The following is a 13157-nucleotide window of genomic DNA, read 5'->3' as shown; positions in this document are numbered from 1 at the left end:
TTGGCAATTCTACGTCATAATTCCGTGATATTGTCCTAGTATTGTTACGACAGTACGAATTCTGTCGGTTTCCAATCACGGCCATCGGCAGTGTGACACTCCGTTGCAGGGATGGACCCATGCATACCGCCAAGCGCTTCGTCAGCCGGCTTACCCGGCAGACCCTCGCCCTGGTTCTCGCCGGTGGCCGCGGGTCGCGTCTCCATGATCTCACCAAGTGGCGGGCCAAGCCTGCCGTGCCCTTTGGTGGCAAATTCCGGATCATCGACTTTCCGTTATCCAATTGCATTAACTCCGGGATCGGGCAGGTGGGCGTGATCACCCAGTACAAGTCCCATTCCCTGATCCGGCACATCCAGCGCGGGTGGGGGTTTCTCCGGGGCGAAATGGACGAATTTGTCGAACTGCTGCCGGCCCAGCAGCGTATCGAAACCTCCTGGTACGAGGGCACCGCCGACGCGGTTCTCCAGAATCTCGACATCATCCGCAGCCACCATCCGGAGTATGTGCTGATCCTGGCCGGTGATCACATCTACAAGATGGACTACGGCACCATGCTGGCCGCGCACGTGGAAAGCGAGGCCGACATCACCGTCGGCTGCATCGAGGTGCCCATCGAGGAGGCCTCGGCCCTCGGCGTGATGTCGGTGGACGACGAATACCGCATCCGCGAGTTCGAGGAAAAGCCGGCACAGCCCCGGCCGATGCCCGGCAACCCGGGCCGGGCCCTGGCCTCCATGGGCATCTACGTGTTCAACACCCGTGTTCTGTTCGAAGAGCTGATCCGGGACCATCAGCTGCAGGAACGCTCGTCCCATGACTTTGGTAAGGACGTCATTCCCTCGGTGATCCGGCGGCTGCGGGTGATGGCGTTCCCATTCCGCGATCCGGCCACCAGCGCTCCGGCCTACTGGCGGGACGTCGGCACCGTCGATGCCCTGTGGCAGGCCAATCTGGAACTGATCGGCGTCAGCCCGGAACTCAACCTGTATGACTCCGAGTGGCCCATCTGGACCTATCAGGAACAATTGCCTCCGGCCAAATTCGTGTTCGACGACGACAACCGGCGCGGCACCGCCGTTGACTCCATGGTGGCGGGTGGCTGCATCGTGTCCGGCGCTCAAGTGAAGCACTCGCTGCTGTTCTCCCAGGTCCGGGTCCATTCCTTCAGCGAAGTCACCGATTCGGTGATCTTTCCGGATGTCGAGATCGGCCGCAACTGCCGGGTCCGCAAGGCCCTGATCGACCGGGGCTGCCGACTCGCCCCGGGCACCGTGGTAGGGTTTGACCCGGATGAGGACCGCAAACGCTTTCATGTCTCCAGTAAGGGCGTGGTGCTGATCACCCCGGAAATGCTCGGGCAGGACTACCCCCATGGCCTCTGACGGCAAAACCCCGGTGGTGTTGTGCTGGCATATGCACCAGCCCAGCTATTACGCCCGCCAAACCGGACAGTTCGTTTTTCCCTGGGTCTACCTGCACGCCATTAAGGATTACAGCGACATGGCGGCGCACCTGGAGACACACCCGGACGCCCGCGCGGTCGTCAATTTCGCCCCGGTGCTGCTGGAACAGCTGGAAACTTACCTGGTGCAGATTGAGCGCTGGCGTCACGGTGCCGGCACGCTGGGCGACCCGATGCTCGCGGCCCTGGTGTCCACGGAATTGCCGGTGCCGGGCAGCCCCGCGTTCCTGGAACTCATGGACAAATCGCTGCGGGCCAACAAAGACCGCATCATCAACCGCTTTCCCGCCTATGCCCGCCTGGCCGATCTCGCCGCCTTCTACCGCAGCCGTCCCGACATCCAGCGGTATCTTTCCCCGTCTCTGCTCACCGATCTTCTGGTGTGGTACCACCTGGGCTGGATGGGCGAAACGGTGCGACGCACCAATGCCCGGGTGCAGAGCCTGCAGGAAAAAGGTGCCGGCTTTACCCTGGAAGACCGCAAAGCCCTGCTGGACGTGGTGTACGAGGTCATGGCGGGCATCATCCCCCGCTACCGGGCCCTGGCCCAGAAAGGGCAGGTGGAGCTGGCGGTGAGCCCGTACAGCCATCCGATCCTGCCGTTGCTGCTGGATTTGGGCGCGGCCCGGGAGGCCATGCCCGATATCCGGCTTCCCCGCCACCCCGCCTACCCGGGCGGGGAGGCGCGCGCCGACTGGCAGCTGGCCGAGGCCCGAGCCTTGTTTCAACGCTGCTTCGGCATGGAGCCCACGGGCTGCTGGGCCTCGGAGGGCGCGCTGAGCCAGGCCACCCTGGAGGTTCTGTCCCGGCAGGGCTTCCGCTGGACCGCCAGTGGTGACTCGGTAATCAACAACAGCCTGGCACGGGCACGGGAGCAGGGCCAGGCCCCGGACACCGCAGGCATTCACCAGAGCTACCGTTTCGGCGACGCCGACATCACCGTATTCTTTCGCGACGATGGCCTGTCCGACCTGATCGGTTTCACCTACGCCGACTGGCACGCCAAGGATGCCGTCGGTGATCTGGTCCACCACATGGAGAACATCGCCAGGAGTGCCGTCGGGCGGCCGCCACCGGTGATTTCGGTGATCCTCGATGGCGAGAATGCCTGGGAGTACTATCCGGACAACGGCATCCACTTCCTCGACGAGCTGTACCGGGTGCTGTCCAAACACCCGTACCTGCGCCTGACCACCTATCAGGAGCTGCTGGAGCGGCCGGTGGCACCACCGGTGACATTGCCCCGTCTGGTGGCGGGCAGCTGGATCTACGGCACCTTCTCCACCTGGATCGGAGACCCCGACAAGAACCGGGCCTGGGATCTGCTGTGCGAGGCGAAGGGACACTACGACCGGGCTATGGACAACGGCACCCTGGGCACGGACCGGAAAGAGGCAGCCCGACGCCAGCTGGCGCTGTGCGAGGGTTCGGACTGGTTCTGGTGGTTTGGCGACTACAACCCGGCCCAGATCGTTTCCGACTTCGAACAGCTGTACCGGCGCCACTTGGTCAGTCTGTACGACCTGATCGGCTATGAGCCGCCGGCCTCGATCTTTCAGCAACTCAGCCAGGGCGGAGGCGAGCCGGCCCGCGGCGGAGCCATGCGTCAGGGCCACGAACAGGACGGCGATGGCGGATCATGAGCAGTCTTTCCCCCAGGCGACTTTGGCATACCCGGAGAGCCGGTGTCCTGCTGCATCCGACCGCCCTGGCCGGACGCTTCGGCCCCTTGGGCGACACTGCCCGGCGGTTCGTGGATTTCATCGCCGACAGCGGCCTGAGTGTCTGGCAGACACTGCCCGTCGGCCCGACGCACCGGGACTTGTCGCCGTACCAGTCACTGTCGGCGCACGCCGGCAATCCGGCCTTTATTGATGTGTCCGAACTGGCGACCCTGGGCCTGTTGCGCCCGGAGGAGCTGGACGAGCTCGAGCAGCAGGGGCGCCAGCCGCTTCTGCGCCGGGCCGCGACCCGGTTCTCCCGGGGTGAAGGCCGGCTCGGGCGCGAGGACTACGACCGGTTTTGCCGGTCACACCGGCGCTGGCTGGAAGACTTCGTCCTGTTTTCCGCGCTCCGTGAGCGGCACCCCGGCAGCAGCTGGCTGCAATGGCCGGAACCCTACCGGCACCGGGACCCGGCCGCTCTCAAAGCCTTCTCCGAGGCCAACCGCGACCTGTTGGAGGCGATCTGTTTTGAACAGTACCTGTTTCACCACCAGTGGCGGGACATCCGTGACTACGCCCGTGCCCGGGGCGTGCTGCTGTTTGGCGACATCCCCATCTTTGTCGCCCACGACAGCGCCGATGTCTGGGCCAACCGCCACCTGTTCAAGCTGGATGCCCATGGCCTGCCCACCGCCGTGGCCGGGGTTCCGCCCGACTACTTCTCGCCGGACGGCCAGCACTGGGGCAATCCGCTGTATGACTGGGAGCGCCTGGCCGCTTCCGGCTACGACTGGTGGCTGGATCGGCTGGACAGCCAGCGCCATCTGTTCGACCTGATACGCATTGACCACTTCCGGGGTTTCGAAGCGTACTGGGAAATTCCCGCCAGTACGCCCCAGCCCCGGTTCGGCCGCTGGGTACCCGGACCCGGCCGGCAGTTTCTCGAGGCCTGTTTCCGGCGTTTTCCCGAGCTGCCGCTGGTAGCGGAAAACCTCGGGGTCATCAGCGCGGAGGTGGAACAGCTGCGCCACGACTTCCAGCTTCCGGGCATGACCGTGCTGCAGTTCGGTTTTGACGGCAACCCGGACAATCCACACTTGGTGCACCGTCACCAGCCGGAAGACCTGGTGTATACCGGCACCCATGACAACGACACCACCCTGGGCTGGTACCGGAGCCTGGATGACCGGACCCGGAACTACGTTGACCAGTACCTGAACACCGATGGCCACAACATGCCCTGGCCGGCCATCGCAACGGTCATGCGCTCGGTGAGCTGGCTCGCGGTGGTGCCGGTCCAGGATTTTCTTGGGCTGGGCTCGGAAGCCCGTTTCAACAAGCCGGGCACGGTGAACGGCAACTGGATCTGGCAGCTGGACCTGACGCTCTGCACGACGGAACTGGCGGAAAACATCCGGAAACTGGTGGCCGAAACGGAACGATTGCCGAAACTTCCGATCAAGAATTGACCACAGTCAAGCCTGTTGGAACAGGCGTTTTGTATAAAAACTGTTCAAACAAAAAGTTCCTGGCGTCCAGGGAGGCAGATATGGAACACCGGCTCAGCACACGCATTCTCGGCAAACTTCCCATTCTCGTGTACAAGCGCGGCCTGCCGGTCGCCAGCGGGCAGATCATCAACGCCTCGCGGCGCGGTGCCTTCATCGCCACCGATTACGACGATGTCGCGCTGAACCAGTCGATCGAGCTTGAACTATGCTATCCGGGAAGGGCAGGCCGGTTGAAGGCCCACATCGTCCGCAAAGCGGCCGATGGACTCGGTGTCGATTTCGACACCACCGAGCAGGATGCCCTGGACATTTCACGGCTGTTGCAGTGGCTGCAGGATCAGAGTGCCGCCGCGTCGTTTCACCCACCGTTCCGACGGCGGGCCTGACGGACAGCCAGCCAAGCCAGTGACCTGAAGACGAGGATCTATGACTCTATACGCCTATCGGCCGAGACGACTCCCCGAGGCCCTTGGCGGGCTGTTCACCCTGGCTCTCGATCTTCGCTGGAGCTGGCATCACGGCAGCGACCGGCTGTGGCAGGCCCTGGATGAAGACACCTGGAACAGTACCCGCAACGCCTGGCTGGTTCTGAACGGCGTTTCCGGCGAACGTCTGGATATGCTGAGCCACGACCCGGACTTTCTGCAACGCCTTCAGGCCCAGCTGACCGCCCACGCGGCGTTTACCCGTGCGGAAACCTGGTACTCCGAAGCCCACCCCGGCAAGCTGGAGCGGGGCGTCGCCTTTTTCTGCATGGAGTATGGTCTGAGCGAATCGCTGCCGCTGTACAGCGGCGGGCTCGGCGTGCTGGCCGGAGACTACCTCAAGGCCGCCAGCGACCTGGGCGTGCCGGTCACGGCGGTGGGCCTGCTGTACCAGCAGGGGTACTTCCGCCAAGCCATCAGCGCAGACGGTGAGCAGCTGGAGTTCTATCCCTATAACGATCCCACCATGTTGCCGCTGTCGCCCTTGCGGGACGAAGATGACGGCTGGCTGCGTGTCACCGTGCCGCTGCCAGGGCGCGATGTGCGCCTGCGAGCCTGGATCGGCCAGGTCGGCCGCTGCGAACTGCTCCTGCTTGACAGCAACGACCCCCGCAACGAGCCCGGTGACCGGGGCATCACCAGCGAACTGTACAGCGGCGACCCGGAAAAGCGCCTGCAGCAGGAAATGATGCTGGGGATCGGTGGCTGGCGCCTGTTACGGAAACTGAAGCGGGACCCGGCCGTCTGCCACATCAACGAGGGGCACTGCGCGCTGGCCCTGGTGGAGCGGGCGCTGTCCTGGGGCCGGGACAACGAACGGGATTTTGAGACCGCCCGCTCGGCCACCCGGGTCAGCAACCTGTTCACCACCCACACCTCGGTGGCCGCGGGCTTCGACCGCTTTCCCAGGCGTCAACTGGAATTGTACCTGGCGCCCTGGCTGGCCCAGAGCGACCTGTCCGTGGAGCAACTGGTGGCCCTGGGAGTGCACGACGACGACCGGGACGCTACCGGCGACCCACTGCTCAACATGGGCCGTCTGGCCCTTGCCATGAGCGGCCGGGTCAATGCCGTGAGCCGGATTCACCAACAGGTTTCCCAGACCATCTTTCAACCGTTTTTCCCCCGCTGGCCAAGGCAAGACATACCGGTGGAATATGTCACCAACGGCGTTCACACGCCGTCTTGGGACTCACCGGAGTCGGATGAACTGTGGACCGGCGCCTGCGGCCAGGATCGCTGGTGCCGCCCTATGGAAACCCTGGAGCCCTTGGCGGAGGTTTCCGACCAGACACTGTGGCACATGCGCCTGGCGCAGCGCAGGCGCCTGATCCACTACCTCCGCCAACGCTTGGCCAGCCAGCACTGTGCACACCATCCCGGTGGCAATACTCAGGCTGCCTGCGGCCTTCTGCTGGACAGCGAGACCCTGACCCTGGGATTTGCCCGGCGCTTTACCGAGTACAAACGTCCCGACCTGCTGTTGAGCGACGAGGCTCGCTTGGTGCGGCTGCTCAGCCAGCGGGACCGGCCGGTGCAGATCGTCCTGGCGGGCAAGGCCCACCCCCACGACCATACCGGTAAGGCGCTGATCCAGCGCTGGAAGCGGTTTTCCCGTCGTCCGGAGGTCGAGGGCCGGGTGGTGTTCATCGAGGATTACGACCTGGGCGTGGCCAATCAGCTGGTGCAGGGCGTCGATGTCTGGCTGAACACGCCCAGGCATCCCTGGGAAGCCTGCGGCACCAGCGGCATGAAAGTGTTGGTGAACGGCGGCCTCAACGTCTCACAGTTCGACGGCTGGTGGGCCGAGGCCTGGCGTCCGGAAGTGGGCTGGGCCATCCGCCCCGGCGCGACCTTCGAGGAGCTGAGTCATACCAATGACCACGACGCCTCCGATGCCCTGGAGTTGTTCGAGCTGCTGGAAAATGAGGTCATTCCGGCGTTTTACGATGTCAACGCGGACGGGCTGCCGGAGGCTTGGCTCGCCCGGGTGCGCACCAGTATGAACACGCTCACTGCAACCTATTCCGCGAACCGGATGGTTCGGCAGTATGTCGAAGACTTTTATCTGCCAATGAGCGAAAACGGACGGCAGCGGACGGCAGCGGTGGCTCAGGCGCTGGTTGAGCAGTCCCGGCAAATCGCCGGGCACTGGCCCCGGATCCGCTTTACCGGAATGGAGGTGCAGACGCTGGACGGAGAGCAACAGGTGACGGTGGACGTATACCTGGACGGGTTGGATGAGCGCATGATCCGGGTGGAGCTGGTGGCGGAGGCCTCGGAATTCGGGCCACGGCTGGTTCAGCCCATGGCCGTTCAGGAAGCCCTGCCGGGGTCCGGCCATACCTGGGTCTATCAGTGCCGGGTACCGGCGCGACCCAAGGGACACTACACGCCAAGGATCGTGGTGGGCGACAACCGACTGACTCTGCCGCTGGAGGATGCCTCGGTGATCTGGATGCGCTAGCCCCGTTAGCCGCGCCAGAACGCCGGGGACAGCACGATCACCACGCTGAGCACTTCGAGACGCCCCATCAGCATACCGATGGACAGCACCCATTTGGCGGCGTCGGGCAGGGGCGCGAAGTTGTCGGCGGGGCCGATGATGTCACCCAGGCCGGGCCCCACATTGGTGAGCGCTGTCAGCGCTCCGGTGATGGCGGTGATGAAGTCCAGCTCCATCGCCGCCAGGGCCACGGTAATCAGCAGCAGGCTGAGCAGGAAGATAAAGGTGTAGGCGATCATGGACGAGATGATCTCGTCACTGACGGCACGACCGTTGAAATTCCGGCTCAACACCGCCCGGGGGTGCAGGAGTCGCATCAACTGTTCCCGAAGGATGATCAGCGACAACTGGAAGCGGAAGATTTTCATGCCCCCGGCGGTGGAGCCGGAGCAGCCCCCGACGAACATCAGGAAGAAGAACACCACGAACGCCAGCGGCCCCCAGGTGGAATAATCTTCCGAGGCATAGCCGGTGGTGGTGATCACCGACGTCACGTTAAACAGGGTGGCCACGTAGTTGTGCAGCGGGTTGAACGGAATCGGCGATACCCACCAGCGATACAGGGTGATCAGCACCGGCACCACGAACAGGATGGCCAGGAACAAGCGTACCTGCTGATCCCGGAACAGCACACCATGCTGGCCGTGAATCTCGCGCACGTACAGAAAGAACGGCAGGCTGCCCAGGATCATGATCAACGTCGACTCGAGCAGGATCAGGTCGTTGAACTTGCCCATCGACTGGTCGGAGGTCGAGAAGCCTCCGGTCGAGATGCTGGTCAGGCTATGATTGAAAGCATCGAACAGGGTCATGCCGGAGAGCCAGTAGATCAACACCCCGAACGCCGTCAGCACCACGTAGACAAACAGCAGGCTCCGGCTCAATGTCTTCATCCGCGGCAGCGCTTTGTCAGTCCACTCCGACGACTCGGTGGAAAACAGCCGCATGCCGCCCACCCGCAGAAACGGCAGTACCGCGACGAACATGCCGATGATGCCAATCCCTCCCATCCATTGCAGGATGGAGCGCCACAGCAGCAGGTCGGGATCCATCTGGTCCAGGCCGCTGAATACCGTGGCGCCGGTGGTGGTGATGCCGGAGGTGGATTCGAAGAAGGCATCGGTCATCGAAATGCCGTGGTTGCTCAGGTAAAACGGCAGGGCGGAGAGCAGGGCGACGATCAGCCAGCTGGAGACCGTCAGCACGAACATGAACCGGGGCTTGAGATCCCGGGGCTGTCGATAGGTACACAGGATGCCCAGAATGCCCAGCCCGCACACGATGGCGGCCGACTTCGCGAACGCCATAGCATTGGGCGCTCCCGAAAAGGCAAGCAAATGGACCGGCAGCGTCATGAAGATGCTCAGCAGAATGAACATGACGCTGACGATGAAGATAACGGGGTAAAGGTTTCTCAACGACTGCTCTAGCCAGCTGATCCAAAAGAGGCGTCAGAATACCTAGGGGTAAGGACATCCGCAAGACAGCCCGGACGATTAAGCGGGTATTAAATCGAGGTAAATTCGGTGCAAATCCGGATCCCGACTCTGGTCATCGGCGTCAGGGCAATGGTACTTAATGTCAGCGTACCGAGACGTTGCTTTTCAGAAGGAGAACCCACATGAACGCAACAAGAAGAATGCCCCTTGCCCTGGTGACCCTGGCCACCGGTCTGTGCCTTGCCGGCGCCGCCCAGGCCCAGGACATGTACAAATCCGGTGTCGGCGGCCTGTATGCCGGCCTGAACTACACCTTCCTGGATGTGGAGGATGACGGTCTGGACGCCGACCTTGGTACCCTGTCCGGCAAGGTCGGCGTTATGGCCACGCCGTTCCTGGGCTTCGAAGCGCGCGCCGGCTTTGGCGTCGACGACGACGAGGTCCGTGGCGTGGAGCTGTCTGTCGACAACTTCTACGGCGGCTACGCGACCCTCAATCTGGCCAACGAGTCCCCGGTGACTCCCTACGCCGTGGTGGGCTTTACCCGGGTGGAAGCGGAAGCGAAGTACCGGGGGGTATCGGTGTCGGATGATGATTCCGACCTGTCCTATGGCATCGGCGCCCATGTGAAGTTCGCGCAGAACCTCTCCGGCAATCTTGAGTACATGCGCTACTACGACGATGACGGCCTGACGCTGGATGGCCTTGGCCTCGGCCTGCAAGTCAACTTCTGATGAACCACCTTGCCCACGCGTTTCTCGCTCCGGATTCGCCCGAAGCCCGCGTGGGCAGCATCCTGGGCGATTTCGTCCGGGGGGTGCGGGTGGAGGCGTTGCCGGAGAACGTGCGCCGGGGTGTCCGACACCATTTCGCGGTCGACCGGTTCACCGACCGGCACCCGGAAGTCCTTGCCAGCAAGGCCGTATTCTCCAGGGAGCGGCGCCGGTTTGCCGGGGTCGCCCTGGACATGCTCTACGATCACTACCTGCTGCGTCACTGGCACCGTTTCAGTGATCAGGACCCGGATCGGTTCATCCTGCGACTCTACGGTGAACTGAGCGCGCACGAAGCGCTGATGCCGCCCCGCATGGTCGAGGTGACCCGGCGCACAGTGTGCCACGACGGGTTCAGAGCGTACCGGGATCTGGAGCAGGTGGGCCAGGCCCTGGACCGCGTGGCCAGCCGCGTCCGCTTTGCCAACCGCTTTCAGGGGATCATTGAGGAAATTCTCCGGAACCGGCAAGAGCTGGAAGATCGATTCCTTAAATTTTTTCCAGATTTACAGAAGAGTGCAGAAAATTTCTGATGCAGTTTATTAACTATTTTTTGATCATTTCCCTAGGGCTTCTGGGAACGGCTGGGCAGGCCCAGGCCGGGTCCGCGTCACCAGAGGCGGAAGTCCTCGGGTTTGTCGAATGGGTGGTTCTGGAGGAAGCCGGCGTCCGGCTCAAGGCCAGACTGGACACCGGTGCCAAGACCTCATCGCTGCACGCCGTCAATATCGAGGCGTTCACTCGGGACGGCCAGGAGTGGGTGCGCTTCCAGGTGCCCCTTGGGGACCACGAGGATCAGCCCAGCGAAGGTACCGTGGCGCACGAGGATGTGGTGCTGACGTTCGAGCGGCCGGTCTACCGGACCGTGCTGATCAAGCGGAAGGGGGCGCCCTCGCAACGACGGCACGTGGTCAAGATGCGCTTCTGTATCGCCGGCCACAGCCATGAAACCCAGTTTTCCCTGACCGACCGGGGCAAGTTTGCCTATCCGGTGTTGCTGGGGCGGCGTTTCCTGCGGGACGACAGCATTCTGGTCAGTTCCGAAGACAGTTTCCTCGCGCGCCAAGCGTGTGACTACAAGACGCTGGAACAGCTCGCGGAAACCTCGGCCAGCTAGCCCGTTCGCTCCGGAACCGCGCCAACATGGGCCAGCCGGAGTTCCCGGAGCATGGCCCGCTTTTTGGTCTGATGCGACTGCATGCGGGTCAGAATATTGTCGAGCGTCGACACGGCCTCCAGGACGTGCGGCCCCTTATTCAGCATGACACACTCGGCACGGTGCCCCATGGCGGCGTCGGTGATTTCCGCCCGGGACGGAAGCCCTTTCTGGGCCAGATTTTCCAGAACCTGGGTGGCCCAGATCACCGGCACATGGGCGGCTTCACAGATCCAGAGAATCTCCTCTTGAACCTCCGCCAAGCGCTCGAATCCGCACTCCACCGCGAGATCCCCCCGAGCAATCATGACGCCACAGCAGGGCCAGCGCATGGCCTCCAACAACATGGCCGGCAGGTTTTCAAAACCACGACGGGTCTCAATCTTCAGAACGATCGCGGGCTTTTCCACCGACAGCGCCCGCAGGTGCGCTTCCATCCGGCGAACATCCGCCACCGAATTGACGAATGACATCTCCACCGCGTCCGCATGCTCGGCGATGAAAGGCAATTGCGCAAGGTCTTCCGGCGTGGGTGAGGGCAGCACCAGGTCCGTATCCGGCAGGTTGATGCCCTTGCCGCCCCGCAACTTGGCGCCCCCCGGCCGGGCATGGGTGATTCGGACCAGAAAGGCCCCCGGCTCGACGGCCTCGATGGTCCCCCCGATCTTGCCATCGTCAAACCAGATGGTTTCACCGGCCCTGACCTGACCAACAACCTTCGGTTCGGTACAGGCGATGGTGGCCGGTTCCCGCCGTCGTCCCTGGGGGGGTGTTTTTGCGGGCTGTCCGGGCTTCGGATCGGCGGTGACCCGAATGCAGTCACCCTGGCGCAGAAGAATGACGCCGGGATGGGGAGCGAAGGCACCCACGGTGCATTGGCTGCGACGCCCTTTCTTTCTGGAAAGACGCAGCGGCGTGCCCGGCACGACGTAACACGCTTTAAACGTTTCCGCCCAGCAGCCTTCTGTATTCTTGGCCACCACCGACCACTTGCGGTTGGCCCCCCGGGCATCCAGCATGGTGATGACATCCCTCGGAGCCAGGGACTCCAGCCAGTCGCCAGGCACGGGCAGGGTGACGCCTTCAGGTGAGGGCGCGGGCCTGGGATTGTCCTGGGCGGTCAGCCAGATCCTGGCCGGCGCCACCGGGCGCCCGTATGGATCCCGCTCCGGTCGGATATGAATCACCGCAGGACCCGCTGCCACGGGGCCGGTACGCAGTTTCGGTCCGCCCAGATCCATAAACACCCGGCAGGACTGCTTCAGTTCCGCCTCGGCGGTGCGCAGGTTCCGGATCATCGCCAACCAAGCTCCCGGATCGTCGTGGGCACAGTTGATTCGCATCACATTCATGCCCGCCGCCAACAGTGCCCGCACCAGGGAAGGGTCCGTGGCCGCCTCGCTGGGCATGGTGACCATGATGCGGACTGACCGCTCCTCGGGCGCCGCGCCGAGAAGCGCTTCCGTGTGCTCGGCCAGCCATCGCTGGCCGGATTGGACATCCGGAAGCGCCGTCCCGATTCCGTGGGATTCGGGAATCGGCTCGCCCAGCAAACGCGCCAGTGCATGGCCAACCGCATCGACACTTGCCAGGACACAGGATTCGGCACGTCCGAGCGACGACAGTCCGAGTTCCGCCAGGCGTCGCTGCAGCGGACGAATGTCCTGTCGCCGTAAAGAAAGGTAGTGCACCAGGTTTTCTGCGCTGGCGCGGTAGGCGGGACTGACCTGATCCAGGCAGCCACCCGCCTGATCGGCGGCGGCAACCATCCGGTCACGGAGCTCCCGCAGTTGCCGCAGCAGCGCCGCCATCGCGTCACGGTTGGTTACCGGGTCAGCGCCTGCCGTTGCCTCTGATTCATTGCCCACGCGTCGTGCCTCCCGAGCGGAAACCGCTCACTCACGAAAGGCTGGTTGTTGCAGTAGGCCATGGTTTCGTTGCAGGGGGATGACGGCGCCCATACATCATTTAACATAATATACATTATGCGCACTTTTGGATGATCAAGACGACCGCGTCAGGGCACCGTGTGTCAATGTCCATATTCTTCTCATTCCACGCGTTCTTTCCACTCTATGCTTCCTTTCTGTGTTTTCGTTCTCCGTTTACCCCCGTCGGTCTGATGACCTTCAACCCTCTGACCGGTTCGCGGCGTTTC

The 13157-nt window shown here is 63.2% G+C and carries 10 protein-coding genes; 8 read left to right on the top strand and 2 right to left on the bottom strand.

Features of this window, described 5'->3' with window-relative positions; translation table 11 throughout:
• The first annotated feature begins 119 nt into the window (after positions 1 to 119).
• From glgC to glgP, 5 genes are all read left to right on the top strand, one after another.
• Entirely contained in the window at positions 120 to 1385 is a 1266-nt protein-coding gene (glgC, locus tag BTO32_RS07430; protein ID WP_076723990.1) for a glucose-1-phosphate adenylyltransferase, read from the top strand.
• Positions 1375 to 3108 carry a glycoside hydrolase family 57 protein gene (locus BTO32_RS07425; RefSeq protein ID WP_076723989.1) on the top strand — a complete coding sequence of 578 codons (1734 nt, stop codon included), beginning with the start codon at positions 1375 to 1377 and terminating at the stop codon, positions 3106 to 3108. The genes glgC and BTO32_RS07425 overlap by 11 nt, the downstream gene beginning before the upstream one ends.
• Complete coding sequence (gene malQ / locus BTO32_RS07420; protein ID WP_076723988.1) at positions 3105 to 4598, top strand: 4-alpha-glucanotransferase; 1494 nt, start codon at positions 3105 to 3107, stop codon at positions 4596 to 4598. The genes BTO32_RS07425 and malQ overlap by 4 nt, the downstream gene beginning before the upstream one ends.
• An 80-nt stretch (positions 4599 to 4678) precedes the next feature.
• Positions 4679 to 5026, top strand: a complete 348-nt coding sequence (locus tag BTO32_RS07415; RefSeq protein WP_076723987.1) for a PilZ domain-containing protein — start codon at positions 4679 to 4681, stop codon at positions 5024 to 5026.
• A gap of 40 nt (positions 5027 to 5066) precedes the next feature.
• On the top strand, positions 5067 to 7592 hold the full coding sequence (gene glgP, locus BTO32_RS07410; RefSeq protein WP_076723986.1) for an alpha-glucan family phosphorylase: 2526 nt from the start codon (positions 5067 to 5069) through the stop codon (positions 7590 to 7592).
• Between the two features lie 5 nt (positions 7593 to 7597).
• On the opposite strand, the gene BTO32_RS07405 is transcribed toward glgP, so the two are convergent.
• Complete coding sequence (locus BTO32_RS07405) at positions 7598 to 9010, bottom strand: TrkH family potassium uptake protein (RefSeq protein WP_076724156.1); 1413 nt, start codon at positions 9008 to 9010, stop codon at positions 7598 to 7600.
• 242 nt (positions 9011 to 9252) lie between these two features.
• Here BTO32_RS07405 and BTO32_RS07400 point away from each other — a divergent pair, with 242 nt between their 5' ends.
• Genes BTO32_RS07400 through BTO32_RS07390 form a run of 3 tightly spaced genes read left to right on the top strand, consistent with a single transcriptional unit; the run spans position 9253 to position 10960 of the window.
• Positions 9253 to 9804, top strand: a complete 552-nt coding sequence (locus BTO32_RS07400; RefSeq protein ID WP_084206802.1) for a porin family protein — start codon at positions 9253 to 9255, stop codon at positions 9802 to 9804.
• Positions 9804 to 10376 (top strand): acyl carrier protein phosphodiesterase, encoded by a 573-nt coding sequence (locus BTO32_RS07395; protein ID WP_076723984.1) that lies wholly within the window; start codon positions 9804 to 9806, stop codon positions 10374 to 10376. The genes BTO32_RS07400 and BTO32_RS07395 overlap by 1 nt, the downstream gene beginning before the upstream one ends.
• Positions 10376 to 10960: an ATP-dependent zinc protease family protein gene (locus tag BTO32_RS07390; protein WP_076723983.1), complete on the top strand. Its 585-nt coding sequence runs from the start codon at positions 10376 to 10378 to the stop codon at positions 10958 to 10960. The genes BTO32_RS07395 and BTO32_RS07390 overlap by 1 nt, the downstream gene beginning before the upstream one ends.
• Here BTO32_RS07390 and BTO32_RS07385 read toward each other — a convergent pair.
• Positions 10957 to 12867 carry a pyruvate kinase gene (locus BTO32_RS07385; RefSeq protein WP_342742304.1) on the bottom strand — a complete coding sequence of 637 codons (1911 nt, stop codon included), beginning with the start codon at positions 12865 to 12867 and terminating at the stop codon, positions 10957 to 10959. The two genes, BTO32_RS07390 and BTO32_RS07385, sit on opposite strands and share 4 nt — an antisense overlap.
• Positions 12868 to 13157 lie beyond the last annotated feature (290 nt).

The sequence above is a fragment of the Marinobacter lutaoensis genome (assembly GCF_001981305.1).
Classification (GTDB): domain Bacteria; phylum Pseudomonadota; class Gammaproteobacteria; order Pseudomonadales; family Oleiphilaceae; genus Marinobacter; species Marinobacter lutaoensis.
Note: the sequence above shows the minus strand (reverse complement) of the source record. Positions and strands in the feature narration are given on the sequence as shown.

Coding starts and splice junctions, on each gene's coding strand:
- BTO32_RS07400 (WP_084206802.1), top strand. CDS start 9,253: ATGAACGCAACAAGAAGAATGCCCCTTGCCCTGGTGACCCTGGCCACC.
- BTO32_RS07390 (WP_076723983.1), top strand. CDS start 10,376: ATGCAGTTTATTAACTATTTTTTGATCATTTCCCTAGGGCTTCTGGGA.
- BTO32_RS07395 (WP_076723984.1), top strand. CDS start 9,804: ATGAACCACCTTGCCCACGCGTTTCTCGCTCCGGATTCGCCCGAAGCC.
- glgC (WP_076723990.1), top strand. CDS start 120: ATGCATACCGCCAAGCGCTTCGTCAGCCGGCTTACCCGGCAGACCCTC.
- BTO32_RS07405 (WP_076724156.1), bottom strand. CDS start 9,010: ATGTTCATTCTGCTGAGCATCTTCATGACGCTGCCGGTCCATTTGCTT.
- malQ (WP_076723988.1), top strand. CDS start 3,105: ATGAGCAGTCTTTCCCCCAGGCGACTTTGGCATACCCGGAGAGCCGGT.
- BTO32_RS07425 (WP_076723989.1), top strand. CDS start 1,375: ATGGCCTCTGACGGCAAAACCCCGGTGGTGTTGTGCTGGCATATGCAC.
- BTO32_RS07415 (WP_076723987.1), top strand. CDS start 4,679: ATGGAACACCGGCTCAGCACACGCATTCTCGGCAAACTTCCCATTCTC.
- glgP (WP_076723986.1), top strand. CDS start 5,067: ATGACTCTATACGCCTATCGGCCGAGACGACTCCCCGAGGCCCTTGGC.